This window comes from Nitrospira sp. BLG_1, assembly GCF_047338595.1.
Lineage (GTDB): Bacteria > Nitrospirota > Nitrospiria > Nitrospirales > Nitrospiraceae > Nitrospira_D.
Genome location: NZ_JBLFBO010000001.1, coordinates 314058 through 334698 on the forward strand (window position 1 = coordinate 314058; position 20641 = coordinate 334698).

A 20641-nucleotide genomic window follows, 5' to 3' on the forward strand; every position below is an offset into this window, starting at 1 on the left:
CGAACAATTCCCCTAGAGTGCGCATCATGATTCGTACCTTTCAAGGCATCAAACCCACGGTTCCTAAGTCCTGTTTTATCGAAACGACGGCTGTAGTGATCGGTGACGTCGTCATGGGGGAAGAGTGCAGTGTCTGGTTCAATGCCGTGATCCGAGGCGATGTGCACTACATTCGGATCGGTGAACGGACCAACGTGCAGGACCTCTGCATGCTCCATGTGACTCATGATACCCATCCCTTGATTATCGGTAGTGACGTCACAATCGGTCATAATGTCGTGCTGCACGGCTGTACGATCCAGGATCGTGTTCTGGTGGGGATGGGTGCCATTATCATGGATGGCGCGGTGATCGGGGAAGACTCGGTGGTGGGAGCTGGAGCCTTGGTGGTTGAAGGGACGGTTGTGCCGCCGAAGAGTCTCATTCTCGGGTCCCCGGCGAAGGTCAAGCGGCCGGTCACCGAGAAGGAATTAGCCTGGATCAAAGAGTCCGCCGGAAACTATGTGCGCTATGCCAGGCAGTACATGGGTGATCCAGCCAAGAAGACCGGCTTTGAACTTTGATGGATCAAAATAGGTGAGCTTCTTACCTTTCACCTTTTACTTCTTACCAACCTTGATAAAACAGATCGGATCTCCCACAAGTGCCGTAGGATAAGATTTTCGCGATACCTGATACGGAACCCTGTGCCGATGGCACCAGTCTGCGATCCAGACCACTTCTTCTGTTGACGTTGTTACCAGACCTGGGATTATCAGTTTCGGCAGGCATCGATTGACGATCGTCTGAACAATCTGCCGTTCCTTCTGAAACGCGATTGGATTGAACGTCACCGGATCCGCCCGTCCATAGGACAGGGGAGAGAGGTGTGGAAACCGTTCTGGGTCATTCAGGACACTGACCATCCAGAGATGGTCGAACCGCCCTCGTGCTGAGGAGGCATCGCGTGCAAGGAACCGAACCGATAGTTCCTGACAAGCGCGATTAAGCACCACTACTTCAGACTGCCGGAGGTTATAGGGCTCAACATGACGTTTACGATCGATGGCTTCTGCGATCAACACCGGAAGTTCCGCTACACCGGCTCCGATGTAGAGGCTTCGACCGCCGCAAGGTAACATCTGGACGAGTGCCTCGGCGACCTTCCTCCCCAACTTCCGGCAAGGTTCCTGCTTCGCCCGCCAGAATTCATCGCCGCCTTCGTAGCAGTAGACAGACTCTAAGCTCCTATAATCGAGGCGATCAAACACCTCGGCGATAGTCCGGCGAGCTGAAGGAGAAAGTCGTTTTCTCATGGCCGACCCGCTAACTCGATGACGGTGGCTATAAGGCCCTCAGCAACGGCAGCGATGAAGTCGAGGTTCAATGTCTCGAGGGTGTCGGTCGGTCGATGGTAGTGGGGGTTTCGGAAGTTGGCGGTGTCTGTGAGCATAACAGCGGGGAACCCTTGTTCCCAGAACGAGGTGTGGTCGCTCCGTCTGGTGTCCGGGAGCTTTTCTCCGTTGCCTGGGACGATCAGCGGAACAATGGGAAGGTGCGGCTTCATGGCTTGGGCAACAGAGCCGGTTAGATGGTGTGACCGTTCGTTGCCGATGACGGCCAGAAAATTTCCCGTTGTGGGCACTGCGATCGGGACACCAGGCGGGATTTTCTGTGAATTGGGTTGATGGCTCGCATAGCCGACACATTCCAACACGATGGCTCCATGGATGGTTTCACCATTCTTTCGTAACAAGGAGGTATAGGCCTGGCTACCAAGAAGGTTTTCTTCTTCCAGGTTAAAGGCAATGAAACGGATCGGTCTGGCCAATGTCATGGCTCTCACCTGACGAGCCATCTGGAGCATCACGGCGAGAGCGCTGGCATTATCGTCAGCGCCGGGAGATCCTTCGACAGTATCGAAGTGCGCGGCGAGGATCAGCGGCGGTGCTGATTGGAATGATCTCTTTTCAGGAAGTGCTGTTCCGATTATATTGTGGAACGTGTTCTCCAAGGCGAGAAAGGGTTGCGTGGTTACGATCAGTCTCGCTTCAGAGAAACGATGGTGCAGGTAGGATTCCGTCTGTCGCAAACGGTTCGGTGAGGTGATGGGATGGCGTTCCCCAACCAGGACCTGAAGATCTTCTCTGAGTCGATTGTGATCGATGGGCACAGAACTGGTTTTCCAGCTGCAAGAAGGTCAGGTCACGATTTCCGTGCCGATACCCTTCCTCGTGAAGATTTCAAGGAGGACAGCGTGCGGAATACGTCCATCAATAATGTGAGCTTTTCCGACCCCGTCGCCCAAGGCATCCAAGCACGCATGAACCTTCGGGATCATCCCTTCTGTGATGATCCCCTTCTTCATCATGCGCTGCACATCTTTGCGGGATACCGTCGAGAGGTGGCGTCCGTTCGCGTCGCGAATGCCTTTAATGTCGGTCATCATCAACAGTTTTTCCGCCCGCAACGCACCGGCTATGGCTCCAGCGACAAGATCGGCGTTGATATTGTAGGTATTGCCCTCGCGATCCGTGCCGATGGGCGCGATGATCGGGATGTAGTGGTCCTCCTGGAGGTTCCGTAACAGGCCAGGATCGACTTTTTCAATATCCCCCACCAATCCGAAATCGCCTTTCGCATCTTCCTCATCCAGGTCGCGATCGAGACTTTCCGCCCAAGCTTTGGCTGTCAGCGGTTTGCTGAGGATGAGCCCTCCGTCCTTTCCGCTCAAGCCCACAGCGCTGCCTCCGTGCCGGGTGATCATGTCAGTCAGTTCCATGTTGATTTTCCCGGCCAGGACCATCTCCACGATTTCCATCGTGGCGGCGTCGGTAATCCTGACACCATGGCGGAACTTCGCTTGAATGCCCAGTCGGTCGAGCATCTTGTCGATTTGCGGCCCGCCGCCGTGAATGATGACCGGGTTGATGCCGACATACTTCAGCAGGACGACATCTTGCGCAAAGCGCTCCTTGAGTGATGCGTCCGTCATCGCATGGCCGCCATACTTCACGACCACGGTCTTGCCGCGAAACGTCCGGATGTACGGCAAGGCTTCGATTAAGACGTCGGCTTTTTTGATGAGTTTGTTCATGCGTGGCTCCCAGCCGCTTGCGTTCAGCGATCAGCCCTCCGATCGAAGAGCTGACGACTAATAGCTGTCAGCTATCAGAGTATATATCGGCTCAGGTCCTGGTCCTTGACGATGTCCTTCAATCGATCCCGTACGTAGGCGGCGGTGATGTTGATCCGCTTGTCCGGCCAGCCTGGTCCCTCGAAAGAAATCTCTTCCAACAACCGCTCCATGATGGTAAAGAGGCGACGGGCGCCGATGTTCTCGGTTCGTTCATTCACCTGGACGGCGATCTCCGCGATCTCCTCCAGACCGTCCTGAGCGAATTCGATGGCCAGCCCTTCCGTGGCCATCAAGGCCTGATATTGACGGACCAACGCTCCCTTTGGTTCCGTGAGAATGCGGACGAAATCCTCTTTCGACAGGGGACTGAGTTCAACGCGGATCGGAAAGCGCCCTTGGAGCTCTGGAATGAGATCGGACGGTTTGGCCACATGGAAGGCCCCGGCGGCGATAAAGAGGATGTGATCTGTTACGACCGGGCCATGTTTTGTGTTGACGGTGCAGCCTTCTACGATGGGGAGTAAATCTCGTTGCACTCCCTCTCGGGACACATCAGGTCCCGACGTGCGCTCGCGACCGGCGATCTTGTCGATCTCGTCAAGAAACACGATCCCCGTCTGTTCCACCTTGTTGATCGCCTCACGCGTGGTGTCGTCCATATCGATTAACTTCTGGGCTTCTTCCTGTGTCAGGTGTTTGAGCGCTTCGGGGATCTTCATGAGCCGCTTCTTCTTTTTACCCTGGAACATGCCGCCCAGCATATCGCGGAGATTATTTTCGAGGTCCTCCATGCCGCCTACATTGGAAATGACGCCGACCGGAAGGCCTCGTTCTTTGACCTCCATCTCCACTGTTCGCTCATCTAACTTCCCCTCCCGAAGTTGGAGGCGGAGCTTCGACCGGGTGGCTTCGTTGGTGTCAGGAGTGGTTTGGGCAGCTGCCTCCGTTGTGCTGTCTACAAATCCAGGCCTAGGCGGGGGCGGAGGTAAGAGGAGATCGAGCAGGCGCTCTTCAGCTTGTTGTTCAGCCTTTTGTTGGACGAACGCCAGACGTTGGGTCTTGACCATATTGATCGCGAGCTCGGTGAGGTCACGAATGATTGATTCCACATCGCGCCCAACATATCCTACTTCTGTGAACTTTGAGGCTTCGACCTTGATAAACGGCGCCTCGGCCAGCTTGGCCAGCCGTCGGGCGATCTCCGTTTTGCCTACGCCGGTTGGCCCTATCATGATGATGTTCTTCGGCATGACCTCATCGCGAAGGTCGGGCGACAGTTGCTGGCGACGCCAGCGATTGCGAAGGGCGATAGCCACCATGCGCTTCGCATCCTTCTGTCCGATGACATAGCGGTTCAATTCTTCAACGATCTGAGGAGGTGTGAGGCTATTGAGATTCAATGCGACGGGCTCAGTGGTGAGCGGCTTCATCATTGTGGATTATCCTCGAAGTTCTTCAACAAGAATCTGTTGGTTTGTGTAGATGTCAATGGACCCTGCGATAGTCAGGGCTTCGGTGATAATCACCGGGGCTTCCAATTGTGAATGGCGGAGCAATCCTCTGGCCGCAGCCAGGGCGTAGGGCCCGCCGGAACCAATTGCCAGAATGCCATCTTCCGGCTCGACGACGTCACCGGTCCCGGTAATGATGAACGATTGCTCACGTCCGGCGACGGCCAGGAGCGCTTCCAGGCGGCGAAGCACGCGATCCGTCCGCCAGTCTTTTGCCAGCTCGACGGCGGCCCTTGTGAGATTCCCTCGATACTCTTCCAGTTTACTCTCGAATTTTTCAAAGAGCGTGAACGCGTCCGCCGTGGCCCCCGCAAATCCCGCCAAGATCTGATCATGATGCAAGCGCCGAATCTTCTTGGCGTTGTGTTTCATGACCGTGGTGCCGACGGTGACTTGGCCGTCACAGCCCATGGCGACCCGTCCGTCGCGACGGACACAGAGAACGGTGGTTGACCGGATTTTCATGATGACTTGGGATCCTTTCCATGTGGCAGGCGAGTCGCCTGCGCTCGAGGATGGGCCCGGTCGTAGACCGCGAGCAGTTGGTCCATCGCCACATGCGTATATTTTTGCGTGGTGCTCAGGGAGGCATGGCCGAGTAGTTCCTGGATCGATCGGAGATCGGCTCCTTCGTCGAGCAGGTGAGTGGCGTATGAATGCCGGAGGGCATGTGGACTGACTGCTCCACTCACGAGACGACTGGAGTACCGGGCGACCATCTTGGCGACACTTCTGGTGGTCAATCGTCCACCACGGTGATTCAGGAACATCGGAGATGACGGATGACGATTGCCAGGAGTCGGCTTCAAGGACCGGCGATACTCGCGGATGGCTTGCAGCGCTACATCGCCGATTGGGACCAGCCGTTCCTTGCGACCCTTCCCTTTCACACTCACGATGCCGTCTGCTCCGTCGAGGTCATTGAGATTGATCCCGACGACTTCGCTCACGCGCGCGCCAGTCGAATACATCGTTTCCAGCAGGGCACGGTCACGGAGCGAGAGAGGCGAGGGGCCAGTGGGAAATGCCATGAGGGCTGCCGCGTCATCCTTGGTCAGCACACGAGGGAGACGTTTGGGCAGTCTCGGGCTCCTCAGCGTTTCCGTCGGATTGGTTTTCACGAGCGCTTCACGAAGAAGGAAGCGAAAGAAACTGCGCAGGCTCGCCAGCTTTCTCGCCAGGGACGCTGCCTTCTCGCCTTGGCGATCCAGTGAGTGGAGATGGGCCCGAATCTCGTCACTGGTGATCGAGTCAACCGGAATGGATGAGCTCCCCTTCCTTGTGCTTCTGAGGAACCTGGTGAACTGCTGAAGGTCTGAGCGATAGTTACGGATCGTCTCAGGGGACGCATTGCGTTCGACCTGGAGGTACATTACGAAAGCCTTGATTGCGTCTTCCATACGTCAAAATCCTCAAGGGCTCGCTGGCTCAGTGCACGACGCTTCTTCTCCTTGTCCCTCGGGGAATTCGCCAAGGGAGGGAACAGGCCAAAATTGGTGTTCATCGGTTGGAAGTGGCGAGGATCCGATGAGGCCACGTGGGCCACGAGGCATCCATGCGCCGTCGTGGGTGGCGGTGTGATCAAGGGTTGCTCAGTGAGGGCCCGCGCGGCATTGATGCCGGCGAGGCCACCCATGGCAGCTGATTCCGTATAGCCTTCCACCCCAACGAGCTGTCCGGCAAAGAAGAGAGAGGCGCGGGCTTTAAATTGTAACGTGTTCAGCAGCAGCAGGGGCGAATTGATAAACGTATTGCGATGCAGGCTCCCATAGCGGAGAAACTCAGCCTGTTCGAGCCCAGGGATCATGCGAAACACGCGCTTCTGCTCCGGATAGGTGAGCTTCGTCTGAAAGCCGACCAGGTTGTAACAGGTCCGATGGATATTTTCCGTGCGCAATTGCACGACCGCCGCCGGCTCGACTCCTGTTCGTGGATCCTTCAATCCGACCGGCTTCATAGGACCGAACTGCATCGTCTGTCGGCCACGCTCGGCCAGCACTTCAATCGGTACACAGGCCTCAAAGTAGGGTGTCTTCTCAAATTCTTTGGGCTGCACCTTCTCCGCTGCCATCAACGTATCGTAGAACGCATTGTACTGCTCTGCTGTCATGGGGCAATTTAAATAATCATCCCCGCCCTTGTCATAGCGCGAGGCGCGAAAGACGATGTCCATATTAATCGAGTCTGCATCGACGATCGGGGAGATGGCGTCATAAAAGTAGAGATGCTGGGACTTGGTGGCAGCGCGGATGGCCTGCGAGAGTTTGTCCGATGTTAAGGGCCCGGTCGCAATGATGCAGAAACAATCCGTTGGGATCTCCGCAATCTCCTCATGCAGAATGCGGATGTTGGGATGGCCCTCGAGTGTGCGGGTAATGTACTGCGAAAAGATATCGCGATCGACGGCCAGCGCCGACCCCGCCGGCACTTTGGCCTGCTCAGCTGCAGCGATAATCAGCGAATTGAGCCGTCGCATCTCTTCTTTTAAAATGCCGGGGGCGTTCAGAGGATCGAGCGATCCGAGTGAATTGGAGCAGACAAGTTCTGCTAAATTTCCGGTCTTGTGCGCCTTCGTCATCTCTTTGGGGCGCATCTCGTAGAGCGTGACCTTGGCGCCACGATTCGCCGCTTGCCAAGCCGCTTCCGACCCAGCCAGACCCCCGCCTACGATGACAATGTCGTCACGCATGTATTTGGAACATCCAGTGATTGGAGAGTGAAGGCGCATTGTACGAATCGATTTTTTGCTCTGTCAAGGAAAAGGGCTGGTGAATTCATGGGGTGTATCTGCTATCTGTTTATGCGGTTCGACAAGGCGCATCACGAACGGATTCTGACAAGGTTGGTCATGTCCAATAAGGCTGTCGAAAAGTCTGTCCTGAACCTGCAGAAGGGTTCCCATTGTACATTCATGAGTGGTCTCTTCCTCAGCCATCACAGCAGCGACACGGCATGGCCGAGCAAATGGAGGTCGCCTGGTATACCTGCATCACGCATCAGAGCCTCTCTATTTCAAGCTGAAGATTGGGATACCGACGGGTCCGGATCGATAGGAGGAATAGTGTTCGAAGTTACGAGAGTGTCGAGCAAGGATCGCCCTCTGGAGCCACATTTCTCTGGCAGCATGTATCGGGAGTAGTCCGTCCCCCGCGTTGACTGCTCCCAAGACACAGTGCTAGAGTTTGGCCGCTTTTCGGATTCGCTTCCGGTCGGGCGATTAGCTCAGTGGTAGAGCGCTTCCTTCACACGGAAGAGGCCACAGGTTCGATACCTGTATCGCCCACCATCGCTTTCTTCTTGATTCCCTTAAGGGGACTCTGCCAGCCAAAGCTCTCGATTCCTGGACAGAAACCGGGTTGTCGGCTAGACTTCAGGTTGTCTTTTGTGGCGTGTCTGGTTCGAGATTCCAGTACTAGGCGTCGAAACAAGCGAGGTCATGCTATGAGAGGAACTGTGATGGGTATCGGAGTCCTCACGCTGCTGTTGATGGCAACGGGTTGCAGTACGACACACCAACAGAGTGCCGGGACGAATGATCGGGAATACGTTCCCCCGACGAGTATCTATAACATCCTGGACAGTACCGCCTTGGTCTATTCTTCCCCCACGGCAGGATCGGCCATCAATGACCATCCGCTTCGATGGTTGGGCTTCCTTGCGCATCCGCTTGGACACGCGTTCGATTACGGACTCAATCGTCCGATCTATCGTGTTGGCGGTAGCTCTCCCTATCTCCATGGGTACACTGCGGAAGATAGTATGTTGGATGCCCAACGCCAGTAGTTGAACGAGTCTGTTCGCTAAAAAGTGAGGCCCGCTCTTCATCTCGAAGGGCGGGCTTTTTTGTTTCCGCGTCGCTCGAATCCGGTCAAATCGTGCTATTGTTGTCGCCCGATGGGTCCCTTCCTGAGATCGATCCAATACTGGTTCTCCGCCGGCCTGCTCATGCCAATGGGGCTCGCTCTGGGATGCGCGGGATCAGATGCCCCTGTGCGGCCTCCGCTCCCTCCTTCCAAGAGCGATCTTGTACTCTTGGCTTCGACAGCCCTCTGTGAGCGCAAGGCGGACTTCTTGCTCAAACATCCCTCTGCAGCGCAGCTCTCGAGAGACTGGGGCAGCGGTCAGGAACTCACCACTATTGGAGCGCGCAGTACCTCGCACGGAGACGAATCCTATTTTTTCGATGAGGACGGTGTGCTGGTTGGGGCGCTCTTTTCGTTTCCCAAAGGGCTCGATTTGGCCCCCTATCCGATGCTGCGTGATACGCTTTCCCGTCTGAAGCCCTCTCTGGAGTTCTATTTGAACGTGGCTCAATTGGAGACACGAGCGAATATGGAGAGCAGTTCGCTTTTGGAGACTGGTGATGAAAAAAGCACCACGCAATATCTCGTGACCGGATTACGCGACCGTCCGATCCTGCTCCAGGTCTCCTTTACCATCGACCCCTATGTGCGACTCTTTTCTCCCTACCGGCGTGAATTTCTTGACCGACTTCGTCAGCCGGCTGGGGGTATGGGAGGCCAGACTATGGAGAGTCAGGGGACCGAGGATAAGGAACCGTTCCCCTCGTTGCAGCAATTCGCACGGGGGCAAACGGCGCAGCTCGCCTATTGTGGTGAGAAGAACTATGACATCGCCATGGATGCCTACCAGCGAGCCATTAGGAGCGGATTCACGAACAAGGTCTGGCTGGCCGAAGCCCGGCATAAACTTGGTGTAGCCTTACTGGTCAAGGGGCAGGTGGAGCAGGCGAAAGCGGAATTGCTCCAGTCGCTCACGCTCCGGCCAAATGTTCCTGAGGTGTTGAATAACCTGGGTACGGTCCAGGTCAAGCTTGGCGACAAGGCTGCTGGTTTGAGTTCGTTTGAGCGAGCGATCGTCCTACGCCCCAACTATGCCTTGGCTCGATACAACTTGGCCGAGGCTTCTGAAGCAACGAATCCCAAACGTGCACTCTCGGAATACGAAACCTATGTCGCGATCGTGGAAGGCATCCCGGAGGAAGCGGACCGGATTGTTCATGCCAAAGAGCGTATCAAGGCCTTGAAGCAATAGGGGGTTGTTTTCTACGAGCAGGGAGAAGACCCCGAGATCAGCTTCGAGCTTGTTCTTCCTGCTCTTGAAGAGTTTTGCACTCAATGCACAAGGTGGTGACCGGACGAGCTTTGAGCCGCTTGTACGGAATCTCTCCGCCACACCCTTCGCAAATCCCATAAGTCTCGGTATTCATCCGGTCGAGCGCCTCGTCGATCTTCTTCAACAACTTCCGTTCTCGGTCTCGAATGCGCATGGAGAAGCCCTGATCAACTTCGGCAGAGGCTTGATCGCTGACATCGGGAAATGTTTCGGGGTTTTCTCGGTGTGTCAGAACCTCACCCGTCTCACTGAGAATTGCCGCACGTTGGCGCTCAAGGTCCTGACGGATGTCGGGATACTTCGCACTCGCAGAACTAGCTGCTTGATGCGTGACCGAAGCAGGTTGCTTCTTAGCGGGAGGTGTTTTCATGACTAGGGCTCGCTGTCGGATAAGTTGGATATATTGATGTATACGGAGAATATATCAACCTCAATGAGAGGGGGTCAACGCGGGCTTGTTAGGTACCAAAAGGCTATAAATCTCGGCGCCCCTCGATCGATTTGAGGAGGGTCACTTCGTCCGCGTACTCGATATCCATACCGACGGGAATGCCATAGGCGATACGAGACACGCGGATGCCGAACGGCTTGAGCATTCGAGTGAGATAGATGGCTGTGGCCTCTCCTTCGATGGTGGGATTTGTTGCCAGGATGACTTCTTCGACCCCGCCAAGTTTAACCCGCTCAATGAGTTCTTCGGCCCGGATGTCTCCGGGGCCTACCCCATCCAACGGAGAGAGGGCACCTAATAAGACATGATAGAGCCCACGATAGGCCCCGGCTCGTTCAACGGCATAGAGGGTACTGGGTTCCTCAACCACGAAAATCTTGCTGTGATCGCGTTTCGGGTCACGGCAAAACTCACACAGCTCCCCTTCTGCGATATTCCGGCATTGACTGCAAAACGCCAACCCATCCTTGACCGCTCGTATGGCATCGGCAAGCCGTAAGGCGTCTTCCCGCTCCATCTTCATGAGGTGAAAGGCCAGCCGTTGTGCGCTCTTATGACCGATTCCGGGGAGTCGGACCAGTTCTTTGATGAGTCGTGCGAGTAGGCCCTGCTGATCCACGGCCATTGCTAGAACAGACCTGGGATTTTCATCCCGCCCGTCAAGGCTTTCATCTCACCTTCCATCAATTCCTTGGCTCTACGGAGTGCCTCGTTCGTGGCGGCCACGACCAGATCCTGGAGCATGTCGACATCGCCGCCCTTGACGACCTCCGGGTCTATTGCCACGCTGACGATCTGCATGGCCCCATTTGCCGTGACGGTAACGATCCCGCCGCCTGCTGTCCCACTGGTGGTTTTGGATGCGGCCTGCTCTTGGATTTTGGCCATCTGCTCTTGCATGGCCTGAGCTTGCTTGAGAATGTTGTTCATATTGCCGAAGGGGTTCTTCATTCGCTTGCCTCCTGTTGGGCGATGCTGCGGACTTCTGCTAACTCCACGCCGAATATCTCGAGCGCCTGCTTCACCGTTGGATTTGTCTTTGCCTGTTGAAACAACGCCGCCCGATGTTCCTGTTCCTTGGCTGCCCGTGCCTGGGCCATCGTCGGTCCTTGAGGGTGGGTCTCCGTTAACTCGATAATTCTGACGCGGATAGGCGGTCCCACTTGCCGTTCACATAACTGCGAGATCACTCTGGTATTTTCTTCCTTCTCAAGTCGAGCTCTGGCCACTGTAGCCTGTTTGGCAAATCCGATCGTGACAACGCCGCCTTCTAATCCAACGAAGCGACCAGCCTCGAGGAACGGGGCGATGTTTGGAAACGACGCCGCAATCTCTTCTTGGACCAATTCCCACCGCAATGTTGATGGTTGAGGAGAAATCAGAGCGGACTCGGTGGCTGGGGTGGTAGCCGTTGAATCGACTATGGGTTTCGGAGAAGGATCGGGCGAGGGGACCGGTCGCTCAACCTTTCCCGCCTTAGACGCAGGGGGAGGCTGGTTGGTCGGCTTCCAGGTTGGTGAAGCGGACGGCGTGTTTTTGTGTCCTTCTGATGCAGCCAAGGGTTTATGGCTTGGGGACGGGGATATCTGTTGTGGAGAAAGGGAGTCACTCGGGCGCGGGCGCAGCAGTCGTGTCGCCCGCACGGCTGCGGTCTCCATCACAAAACGGGGGTGAGCGCTGAATCGCAATGAATCTTCCGCCTGAATGAAGATGGCCAGTAGTTCTTGGATTTGTTCAGGCGTCACCGTCTTGGCATCCGACGAAAGCTGATTGAGATCTTCTTCCGAAGTCTCAATCAAACTTTTGAGCTCGGTCGTGCTGGGAACGACAGCTGCCATGAGCAGATTACGTATATGTTCCACGACGTCTGCACAGAATGCCCGCAAGTCATGTCCTCTATCCAGGAGGCTGGCCAGGCTGGCGAGAGCCGCAGGGCTGTCTTGGGTCAAAATGGCTTGAATGAGTTCCTGTACCAGTTCTTGAGGGACGGCTCCCAGCAGCAGCTCGAGATCCGCGTGGCTGATGGCCTTGCCGCTGTAGGCAATCGCTTGATCCAGCAAGCTCAAGGCATCGCGCATACTGCCTTCACTGGCACGGGCCAGGGCCAGGAAGCTTCGTTCCTCCAGTGTCAACTGATCTTGAGCTGCCACGTGTTGAAGTCGTTGGACGATTTCGGACCTGGCAATCCGGCGGAAGTTGTAGTGCTGGCACCGTGAGAGGATCGTCACGGGAATCTTATGGATTTCTGTTGTCGCAAAAACGAATACTGCGTGAGTCGGTGGTTCCTCGAGCGTCTTCAATAGGGCATTGAAGGCAGAATTAGAGAGCATATGGACTTCATCGATAATATAGACTCGGAACTGACCACGAAACGGCGCGAACTTGACGTTCTCGCGGATCTCTCGGACATCGTCCACGCTGGTGTTGGATGCGCCGTCGATCTCGATGACATCCACCGAATTTCCCAGCGCGATTTCACGACAATTCTCGCAGATGTCACAGGGGTGGCTGGTGGGTCCTTGTGCACAATTGAGGGCTTTGGCAAAGATTCGGGCCACGGTCGTTTTTCCAACGCCTCGCGTACCGGAAAATAGATACGCATGCGCCACCCGTTTGGTGGAAACCGCATTCATGAGGGTCTGAACAACGTGAGGCTGCCCGATCACATCATCAAAAGTGCCGGGTCGATATTTTCGCGCGGAGACTTGGTAGTCCATGTTGCGTCGTTCGTTACGCGTGAAGCGTATCTCGTCTATAGTCCAAACGCTTCACGAATGACACTTCACGAGATACAGCATCAAAAGAGTGGGGCCAGGTGATCCTGCGGCACACAGAACTGGCTGCTTACCGTTGCTTCCTTCCGGATCTAGCGGGGTTCACAGGGTTCTATTGCACAGGGCCCAGCCCCTGTTCTCGAATCTGAATCCACTTCAAACAGTCCGCACTCGAAGTATGCCCGTTCGCCCTTACGAATGACCCTACGTAGTAAGGAACGGCCGGTACACACGAAGTGCGGGATGGCGGAGAGGGTGGGATTCGAACCCACGGTCCCGTTGCCGAGACGCATGCTTTCCAAGCATGTCGATTCGTCCACTCTCGCACCTCTCCGCATCGAGAAGTGCAAAGATCGGCATCTTAGCATGCGTGTACAACAGCAGCAAGGCGACCGAAGTTGATTGGGCAAGGGCCTTGTGTGTGAGAACCGTTTACGGTTTGTAGCAGCGGTGAACCATAGGTGCGCTATTGAGGGAAGACAGCAAAGGCAATGGATAGGGCATCATTATTACCGGATCGGGCCATTCATACTAGGTATGGAATACCCTCGGTCGTATGGGTTGACACTTGTATGGGTCCGACGGTACAACGCTATACAACATCGCGTGTTTAGGCTGTCGTGATTACTAGATAGAAACAGCTCCTCGGCATCCTCCACTGTGCGAGAGTGGCGGAACTGGCAGACGCGCGAGACTTAGGATCTCGTGGGTAACCGTGGGGGTTCAAGTCCCCCCTCTCGCACCACTATTCCGAATCCCCTTAAGCTGGATGGGAGCCAGATTTTGACGATGAAGATGGAAGTCACTGAGTTAGGACCGATGAAACGTGCCTTGAAAATCGAGGTGCCAGCCGCCGAGGTCACCCAACAATTTTCGCGGGCATATGTGGAGCTGAATCGTCAGGTTCACGTTCCTGGTTTTCGACCGGGAAAGGCCCCATTGGCAATCTTGGAAAAGCGGTATGCCAAGACTGTCGAAGAAGATGTCATTCGAAAACTGGTTCCTGATTTTTATGATCGAGCGATCAAAGAAGCGGGAATTCATCCGGTCGTGGTGGATATACCTCCTCTGGATCGCGTCAAGATTAAAAAAGATTCCCCGTTTACGTTTACCGCGACGGTTGAAATCAAGCCGACCATCGAACTTCGTGACTATAAGTCCCCCAGTCCTATGTCGCTGCAAGCCGACAAGCGTACAGTCGCCGAAGAACAAGTGGACCGTGCCCTCGAGGTATTCCGAGAACAACAGGCCCGATTGGATGCAGCTCCAGCTGGTACAGCGTTGGCTGATGGAGAGTATGCCGTTGTCGATCTGGAGGGATTTTTGGACGGAGTGGCTCTCGAGGGGACGAAAAAAGAAGGCCAACTGCATCGCGTGGGTTCGAAGGCCTCCCTGCTGGGGATTGAAATAGACGCGCACTTGCTGGGAAGGCAAGAAGGTGAGGTGGTGGATATTCCGCAAACCTATCCAGTAAGCCACCCGGATCACCGAGTTGCGGGAAAGGTGGTTCAATTCCGCCTCGACATCAAGGGCGTCAAGCGCAAGACGCTTCCAGCTCTTGACGATGAGTTTGCGAAAGACTGTGGACCGTACGCCTCCATCCAAGACTTACGAGAAAAACTGCGCGGTGAAATGGAAAAGGCGCTCAAGAAAGATATCGAAGAATCCTACAAAGACACCCTTCTCAAACGCCTCGTTGAGACCCATCATTTTGATCTTCCCGACACACTTGTAGAGCGAGAGCTCACCACGATCGTACGGCAGCAACTGCAGGCACGGCAGCGTGGAAAAGTCACCGACTCCATTCCTGAACCGGCTGCGGAAGAACTGAAGGCGATCCGTGAAGAGCATCGTGAAGAAGCAAATCGTCGTGTCAAAGCGGGACTGATTCTCGAAGCCATTGCCGAGAAAGAAAACTTGTCAGTGAGTCAGGATGATCTAGACCACGAAGTCACTCGATTAGCCAAGGAACTTCGGGTGCCGATAGCCGATCTTGTCAAAATGATTCAGGCGGGCGGTCAGGATTCCGTTGAGGAATTGCGTGCACGGATCTTGGTCGACAAGGCACTGGATCTTGTCTATCGTCAAGCAGTCATTCAGGGATAGGTTGGCGCTCGATCATCTTGTGTGTTTCGCGCCGACACTCTTTGAGGAAAGGAAGCGAACGACATGTTGGTTCCGATCGTAGTCGAGCAAACTAATCGAGGCGAACGCGCCTATGACATCTATTCTCGTCTCCTCAAGGATCGTATCATTTTCCTTGGGGCCCCCATTGATGATGTGTTTGCCAATCTGGTAATCGCGCAGTTGCTCTTCCTTGAAGCTGAAGATCCTGAAAAGGACATTAATCTCTATGTAAATTCGCCGGGAGGAAGTGTGACAGCCGGATTGGGCATCTATGACACGATGCAATACGTGAAACCACCGATTAACACGATTTGCCTCGGTCAGGCGGCGAGCATGGGAGCGCTGTTACTTACCGCTGGAACAAAAGGAAAGCGGTTTGCCCTACCCAATGCCCGGGTGATGATTCATCAACCCCTAGGTGGGTTTCAAGGACAAGCGACAGAAATCGATATTCACGCAAGGGAAATTCTAAAGATTCGTGAACGTCTCAACGAGATTATGGCCAAGCACACCGGGCAACCGATAGAAAAGATCGCCCATGACACCGAGCGAGATTATTTCATGTCAGGTGAAGAGGCGAAACGCTATGGCCTCATTGATGAGGTCATTACAAGGCCACCCAAGTTTCTGAAGGTGGGTGAGTCCGGAGACGGGGCAAAGGGTAAGTAACACAGGAGGGCACATGGCTAAGCAGGAAAAGATGGACCGACATTTGCGGTGTTCTTTTTGTGGCAAGAGCCGTGATGAGGTCCGGAAGCTGATTGCCGGGCCGACGGTCTATATCTGTGATGAATGTGTCAACCTCTGCAATGACATCATCGCCGAGGATTGGGAAGAAGCCAAAGAAGAAATCTCCTCGAAGCTGAAGAAGCCTGCCGAAATCAAACATCACCTTGATCAGTATGTTATTGGCCAGGAACGTGCCAAACGTATCCTCTCTGTCGCCGTGCACAACCACTATAAGCGTATCTCCTCGAAGGAAAAAGGGGTGGATGATATCGAGCTTCAAAAGGGCAATATTCTCATGGTGGGCCCAACCGGAACGGGGAAAACCCTGTTGGCCCAGACATTGGCAAAGTTTCTCGATGTTCCCTTCACACTTGCGGATGCCACAACCCTAACTGAAGCCGGTTATGTAGGGGAAGACGTTGAGAACATCATTCTGAAACTCTTGCAGGCTGCTGATTACGATGTGGAACGGGCCGAACGTGGGATTGTGTACATCGATGAAATCGATAAGATCAGTCGGAAGAGCGACAGTCCGTCTATTACGCGGGATGTATCAGGTGAAGGGGTTCAGCAGGCGTTGCTGAAACTGATCGAGGGGACCGTTGCGAACGTTCCGCCCCAGGGAGGGAGAAAGCACCCGCATCAAGAATTTATTCAAGTGAATACGAGCAATATCCTATTCATCTGCGGTGGAGCATTCGTGGGTTTGGAGCAGATCATCGAACAGCGTCTGAATCAAAAGTCAATGGGTTTCGGCGCTGAAATCCGTGGAAAGAGTGACGTGCGATTAGGTGATCTACTGGCCAAAGTCCAACCTGAGGATTTCTTGAAGTACGGCCTGATCCCAGAGTTTGTCGGGCGGTTGCCCGTCGTGGCTACATTAGAGGAGCTGGATGAACGAGCTCTTATTCGTATCCTGACCGAACCACGCAATGCTCTCACGAAGCAATATGAGAAGTTGCTGTCGTTCGAGAAGGTCAAGCTCCGATTTACGGAAGGAGCCCTGGGTGCTGCTGCACGAAAAGCCTACTCTCAACGGACAGGGGCTCGAGGTCTCCGAGCAATTCTGGAAGAGGTGATGTTGGATGTCATGTATGATGCCCCTTCTCAAAAAGACATCATGGAAGTGGTGATTACAGAAGATGCGATTGTGGGGAAGAACCCACCGATACGTATCTTTGAACAGGAACAAGACGCAAAGACAGCGTAAGTGTTTGATAAATAAAGCGAGCGTGTTGCCGGAAAAGGCTGAAAGACTGATTGTAAACCGAGGCTATTCGAAGCCTTTTCCGGCTGGCTCAGTTATCTCTATCCTCATCCGACACGCCTCTCCTTCCTCGACAAGTAGAAACGCCGAGCTATACTTAACACGTGTGACCCACTGAAGGGAGAACGTGTGAAGTATTCTGTACTGACAAGCCTTCGCCACAAAGGCAAAGTGCTCCAGGTTGATGTGGAACGGGAAATGGTGACGCTATTGGGCGGAAACGGGGATGTTATTGGGAGTTTGTCGTGGGATGTTGTGATCGATCAAGTTCTTGCCTATCGCAAGGTACCAGTTCAGAAAGAAGTTCGGGTAGAGCCGAGGATCTCCCTCACATTTAGGGTGCGTTACAACACGCCAGAAGGGCAGCAATTCGAGAGTCGTGCTGGTGGTATTGGCGGCGGCGGACTATTTATTGAAAGCCACAGTCCCCTTCCCGTCGGAACTAAATTGGCCATGGAATTTTCGCTTCCTCAAAAACCAGATCACTGGCTTCCGGCCAAGGGAACTATCGCTTGGGTGTGTCCAAAGGCTGATCAATACACCTTCAGTCCAGGAATGGGAGTACGATTTACCGAAGTAGAGGAGAGAGTACGTGATCAAATTCATGAAGTTGTGAAAGCAACCCAGGTGACGAGTCAAGCAGCCTAACTCCCCGTACGAATCGAGCCATCAGGACAACATCGTCTCTATATGAAGCTTCCTGTTGTTTCTACTACAGGTCATCGTGGTAAGTCGTTGATCATTGATGCTCAGCAAGAAACGATTCATGTGCAGGACACGTTGGGTCAATTGCTTGGCAATGTATCGTGGGGTTCAGTCATTGAGCGAGTACTGGCGACTAACGAGGATGCCCGGTTCGCTCATTGCCGCACACAACCACGAGCTCCTCTCGCCCTGAAGGTCCGCTATACCACTCCAGAGGGAAAGCAATTCGATAGTTTGACGGGAGGAATTGGAGGGGGCGGGCTCTTTATCGAGAGCGGTGCTCCGCTAAGTCCTGGTACCGAACTCACGGTTGAGTTTGCACTCCCGGATCGACCCACGGAGAAACTTAAAGCCAAGGCGAAGGTTGCCTGGGCTCGTCATAAGCCGGAACGATACCTTCTCTTTCCCGGTATGGGCATTCAGTTCATGGATATAGATGAGAAGATACAGGAGGATCTAGTTAGACTTGTCGAGGCATTGAATCGAAGTCGAACCCCATCCTGAAAGTATTCGACGGGATATCTCTGACTGTTGAGATCGCGCCGATTTTTCCCCCGCACCCATCTTTCCTGCCAGGTTTTCCAGGTTCAAGACATGACATTGAGAAGGCGTGGGGTTCAAATTGATCGGATAATTCTGGTGTCTGTTTCTCTGAGTGAGAACAGGAGCGAGAAGCGAAATGTATGCGATTAGACTCAGCTTGATTTCGGGGAACTGTCTTGTATCGTTGGAAGCTCTTTTGTGGCTTCGATTGATTGCTGAATTTCTTTTTGGGCGGCGTCTACCTCAGCTTGGATCGTGCGCATCTGGGGGTCAACATTGCTCCGGATGTCAGTCACGGCTTGACGGAATGTGCGTACGACCTCTCCTAGACCCTCACCGAGATTCTGCAGATCATTCGGTGATACACCAACGGTTGAAGGCGCAGTCTTCGACTTGAGCGCGGCTTGTTGCGCCTGCACGCGGGCAACTGCTTCCTGATTGACGATCGCTGAAGGGCGTTTTGTTGCCGGTTTGGTCTGAGCTCCTGCAGGCAGAGGTGGGTACGACGCTTGAGCTATTGGAACGGGATTCGCTTCCCGCTCTTCCATCGAGACGACCTGACTGGGCGGTGATGTTGCGGGTGGTTGTGAAGGAGCTGCTGACGTGCGAGGGGCTTGAGAACTTGTATTGTAAAGAAACGAGGCTGTAGTTCCAGGGGTCAGCTCTGGACCGGGAATGTAAGGGGTATTTACCCTGGTTGTTCCCGCCGAAGTTTCGGTGGGTGTAACGACCGGAGTTGTGGAGGCCATGGGCGAAATCCGAGCTGGTTGTTGGGGAGGTGCTTCCTGGGGAGCCTGATCAGCGCTGGGCTGAGGAACGTCGTTCACCTCCTTTCGAAACCCTTTTAACGCTTTGCCGACTCCCTCGCCGATTTGCGGCAAGCGGCCTGCCCCAAATATGATGAACACGATCACAAGAATGATGATGAGCTCGGAAAACCCCATCGTGCCAAACAAGTGATGACCTCGCGATGAGCATAGGAAGAGTCGTTACTGAAAGACTGTAGCTGTCTTTTTGATGGACTGTCAAGAAAGCGTCAAGCCAATTACCCGCCGCGTTGTGTTTAGAGAAGGGAGACAATCTCGGTTTGAAGAGGCAAGCCATGTACGATGGCTTCTTGATCTGTTACATACACATCGATCTCGCTCCGTATCCCGAACTCGCCAGGGAGATAGATGCCCGGCTCTATCGAAAAGCAGGTGTGGGGGAGGATCTGACGCCCATCATGTGTTTCAAGGTTGTCAATGTTGGCTCCATTGCCATGAACCTCTTCACCGATTGAATGGCCGGTACGATGAATGAAAAACTCGCCGTATCCTGCCTCACCGATCTTCTCCCGGCAGACATCATCGACTTCCCAGCCAAAGGGAAATCGTCCTGCTGCCAGTTGTGCCTGGATGAACGATAAGGCTCCATCGCGCCCTTGTCGGACATGCTCAAAAACTACGCGATGTTTTGGTGGTACCTGTTGTCCCGTATAGCCGGTCCAGGTAATGTCTCCATAGACGGAGCCTGGTGCAGTTCGCTTTGCCCAAAGATCAATCAAAACGAGACTGTCCCGGGTAATCGGAGATGAGGCGGATTCACCTGGTGAGTAGTGGGGATCGGCGCTATGGGCATCGACGGCTGCGATTGGCGCACTGGAGGTCGTCATTCCCGTAGCGTGAATTCGAGAGAGAATGAATTGTTGCAGGCCGTACTCCGTTAAGGGACGTTGATGCGTGAGGCACGAGGCTACATGGGTGAAGGCCTCATCGACAATGCGTCTGAGAGTTGTAACGGCATACCGATGTGATTCCAGTTGTTCTTCCGTCCAGACAGCCTCAAACCGTTGGACAAGATCGGCCGAGGTCACAACATCCACGCCAATGCTTCGAACAAGCTCGATCGTACCGGCATCGACTCTAGAGAGATAGGGCACAGCATTGAGGGGCGAGTACTGCATGGCAATGCGCCGTTGACCTCGTAAAAGGGAATCCAATGCTGCCCGTTGCTGTTCCCATGACACATAGAGATGGGAAGAGCCAGGCAACTCATCCAGTACATGCGGTTCGATCCGATGGAGGAGTTTCACCGGTTTTCCGGTCCTGGGGATCCAGTAGTACCACCGGCGGGTGACATGCTGTGAGGGGTCAAGGAGCAACACCCGATAGGCCAGGGGGTCTGAACCACGAAAATCATAGAAAAGCCATCCGTCGACTGTCTCCTGATCGCGAATCGCATTCTGAATCGCACGGATTCTCGTATGATGGGCAGTCAGGCTCATAAGAGTTGCATCAT

Annotated in this window: 21 protein-coding genes, 3 tRNA genes and 1 other RNA gene; 10 read left to right on the forward strand and 15 right to left on the reverse strand. The window is 54.3% G+C overall.

Annotated elements, in window-relative coordinates; translation table 11 throughout:
- Window positions 1-26: 26 nt before the first annotated feature.
- Window positions 27-563, forward strand: coding sequence for a gamma carbonic anhydrase family protein (locus ACMTNU_RS01535; RefSeq protein ID WP_413933437.1), 537 nt, complete (start codon window positions 27-29; stop codon window positions 561-563).
- Between the two features lie 36 nt (window positions 564-599).
- On the opposite strand, the gene ACMTNU_RS01540 is transcribed toward ACMTNU_RS01535, so the two are convergent.
- The 7 genes from ACMTNU_RS01540 to trmFO all read right to left on the reverse strand — a co-directional run bounded on the left by ACMTNU_RS01540 (window position 600) and on the right by trmFO (window position 7318).
- Window positions 600-1295 (reverse strand): hypothetical protein, encoded by a 696-nt coding sequence (locus tag ACMTNU_RS01540; protein ID WP_413933438.1) that lies wholly within the window; start codon window positions 1293-1295, stop codon window positions 600-602.
- On the reverse strand, window positions 1292-2152 hold the full coding sequence (locus ACMTNU_RS01545) for a M28 family peptidase (RefSeq protein ID WP_413933439.1): 861 nt from the start codon (window positions 2150-2152) through the stop codon (window positions 1292-1294). Before ACMTNU_RS01545 ends, ACMTNU_RS01540 begins: the two co-directional genes overlap by 4 nt.
- Before the next feature lie 27 nt (window positions 2153-2179).
- A complete protein-coding gene (gene argB, locus ACMTNU_RS01550) occupies window positions 2180-3076 on the reverse strand; it encodes an acetylglutamate kinase (RefSeq protein ID WP_413933440.1) in 897 nt (298 codons plus the stop codon).
- Window positions 3077-3150: 74 nt separating this feature from the next.
- Complete coding sequence (hslU, locus tag ACMTNU_RS01555) at window positions 3151-4551, reverse strand: ATP-dependent protease ATPase subunit HslU (RefSeq protein ID WP_413933441.1); 1401 nt, start codon at window positions 4549-4551, stop codon at window positions 3151-3153.
- A gap of 6 nt (window positions 4552-4557) precedes the next feature.
- A complete protein-coding gene (gene hslV / locus ACMTNU_RS01560; RefSeq protein WP_413933442.1) occupies window positions 4558-5094 on the reverse strand; it encodes an ATP-dependent protease subunit HslV in 537 nt (178 codons plus the stop codon).
- Window positions 5091-6029 carry a tyrosine recombinase XerC gene (xerC, locus tag ACMTNU_RS01565; protein ID WP_413933443.1) on the reverse strand — a complete coding sequence of 313 codons (939 nt, stop codon included), beginning with the start codon at window positions 6027-6029 and terminating at the stop codon, window positions 5091-5093. Before xerC ends, hslV begins: the two co-directional genes overlap by 4 nt.
- Window positions 6002-7318: a methylenetetrahydrofolate--tRNA-(uracil(54)-C(5))-methyltransferase (FADH(2)-oxidizing) TrmFO gene (gene trmFO / locus ACMTNU_RS01570; protein WP_413933444.1), complete on the reverse strand. Its 1317-nt coding sequence runs from the start codon at window positions 7316-7318 to the stop codon at window positions 6002-6004. Before trmFO ends, xerC begins: the two co-directional genes overlap by 28 nt.
- A 522-nt stretch (window positions 7319-7840) precedes the next feature.
- Between trmFO and ACMTNU_RS01575 the strand changes: the two genes are divergently transcribed.
- The 3 genes from ACMTNU_RS01575 to ACMTNU_RS01585 all read left to right on the forward strand — a co-directional run bounded on the left by ACMTNU_RS01575 (window position 7841) and on the right by ACMTNU_RS01585 (window position 9684).
- A tRNA-Val gene (locus ACMTNU_RS01575) sits at window positions 7841-7915 on the forward strand.
- A 170-nt stretch (window positions 7916-8085) separates the two neighbouring features.
- Window positions 8086-8412, forward strand: coding sequence for a hypothetical protein (locus tag ACMTNU_RS01580; protein WP_413933445.1), 327 nt, complete (start codon window positions 8086-8088; stop codon window positions 8410-8412).
- Window positions 8413-8619: 207 nt separating this feature from the next.
- Entirely contained in the window at window positions 8620-9684 is a 1065-nt protein-coding gene (locus ACMTNU_RS01585) for a tetratricopeptide repeat protein (RefSeq protein ID WP_413933446.1), read from the forward strand.
- 37 nt (window positions 9685-9721) lie between these two features.
- On the opposite strand, the gene dksA is transcribed toward ACMTNU_RS01585, so the two are convergent.
- From dksA to ACMTNU_RS01615, 6 genes are all read right to left on the reverse strand, one after another.
- Entirely contained in the window at window positions 9722-10135 is a 414-nt protein-coding gene (gene dksA, locus ACMTNU_RS01590; protein WP_413933447.1) for an RNA polymerase-binding protein DksA, read from the reverse strand.
- 103 nt (window positions 10136-10238) lie between these two features.
- Window positions 10239-10841 carry a recombination mediator RecR gene (recR, locus tag ACMTNU_RS01595; protein ID WP_413933448.1) on the reverse strand — a complete coding sequence of 201 codons (603 nt, stop codon included), beginning with the start codon at window positions 10839-10841 and terminating at the stop codon, window positions 10239-10241.
- Between the two features lie 2 nt (window positions 10842-10843).
- Window positions 10844-11167 (reverse strand): YbaB/EbfC family nucleoid-associated protein, encoded by a 324-nt coding sequence (locus tag ACMTNU_RS01600; RefSeq protein WP_413933449.1) that lies wholly within the window; start codon window positions 11165-11167, stop codon window positions 10844-10846.
- A complete protein-coding gene (gene dnaX / locus ACMTNU_RS01605) occupies window positions 11164-12933 on the reverse strand; it encodes a DNA polymerase III subunit gamma/tau (RefSeq protein WP_413933450.1) in 1770 nt (589 codons plus the stop codon). Before dnaX ends, ACMTNU_RS01600 begins: the two co-directional genes overlap by 4 nt.
- Before the next feature lie 89 nt (window positions 12934-13022).
- Window positions 13023-13122: signal recognition particle sRNA small type (ffs, locus tag ACMTNU_RS01610), an RNA gene on the reverse strand.
- Between the two features lie 112 nt (window positions 13123-13234).
- Window positions 13235-13324: transfer RNA gene (locus tag ACMTNU_RS01615), tRNA-Ser, on the reverse strand.
- 328 nt (window positions 13325-13652) lie between these two features.
- On the opposite strand from ACMTNU_RS01615, the gene ACMTNU_RS01620 reads away from it, so the two are divergent.
- The 6 genes from ACMTNU_RS01620 (at window position 13653) to ACMTNU_RS01645 (ending at window position 18322) form a co-directional block, all read left to right on the forward strand.
- Window positions 13653-13735, forward strand: a tRNA-Leu gene (locus tag ACMTNU_RS01620).
- A 44-nt stretch (window positions 13736-13779) separates the two neighbouring features.
- Window positions 13780-15096, forward strand: a complete 1317-nt coding sequence (gene tig, locus ACMTNU_RS01625; protein ID WP_413933550.1) for a trigger factor — start codon at window positions 13780-13782, stop codon at window positions 15094-15096.
- Window positions 15097-15159: 63 nt separating this feature from the next.
- Window positions 15160-15786 carry an ATP-dependent Clp endopeptidase proteolytic subunit ClpP gene (gene clpP / locus ACMTNU_RS01630; protein ID WP_413933451.1) on the forward strand — a complete coding sequence of 209 codons (627 nt, stop codon included), beginning with the start codon at window positions 15160-15162 and terminating at the stop codon, window positions 15784-15786.
- A gap of 13 nt (window positions 15787-15799) precedes the next feature.
- Entirely contained in the window at window positions 15800-17056 is a 1257-nt protein-coding gene (clpX, locus tag ACMTNU_RS01635) for an ATP-dependent Clp protease ATP-binding subunit ClpX (protein WP_413933452.1), read from the forward strand.
- Between the two features lie 186 nt (window positions 17057-17242).
- Complete coding sequence (locus tag ACMTNU_RS01640) at window positions 17243-17761, forward strand: TIGR02266 family protein (RefSeq protein ID WP_413933453.1); 519 nt, start codon at window positions 17243-17245, stop codon at window positions 17759-17761.
- Window positions 17762-17803: 42 nt separating this feature from the next.
- The gene (locus ACMTNU_RS01645; protein WP_413933454.1) at window positions 17804-18322 is read left to right on the forward strand and encodes a PilZ domain-containing protein; all 519 of its coding nucleotides are present in this window, start codon (window positions 17804-17806) and stop codon (window positions 18320-18322) included.
- A 191-nt stretch (window positions 18323-18513) separates the two neighbouring features.
- On the opposite strand, the gene tatA is transcribed toward ACMTNU_RS01645, so the two are convergent.
- Both tatA and ACMTNU_RS01655 read right to left on the reverse strand, forming a co-directional pair.
- A complete protein-coding gene (gene tatA, locus ACMTNU_RS01650) occupies window positions 18514-19317 on the reverse strand; it encodes a twin-arginine translocase TatA/TatE family subunit (RefSeq protein ID WP_413933455.1) in 804 nt (267 codons plus the stop codon).
- 107 nt (window positions 19318-19424) lie between these two features.
- Window positions 19425-20627 (reverse strand): M24 family metallopeptidase, encoded by a 1203-nt coding sequence (locus tag ACMTNU_RS01655; RefSeq protein ID WP_413933456.1) that lies wholly within the window; start codon window positions 20625-20627, stop codon window positions 19425-19427.
- Between the last annotated feature and the right edge of the window lie 14 nt (window positions 20628-20641).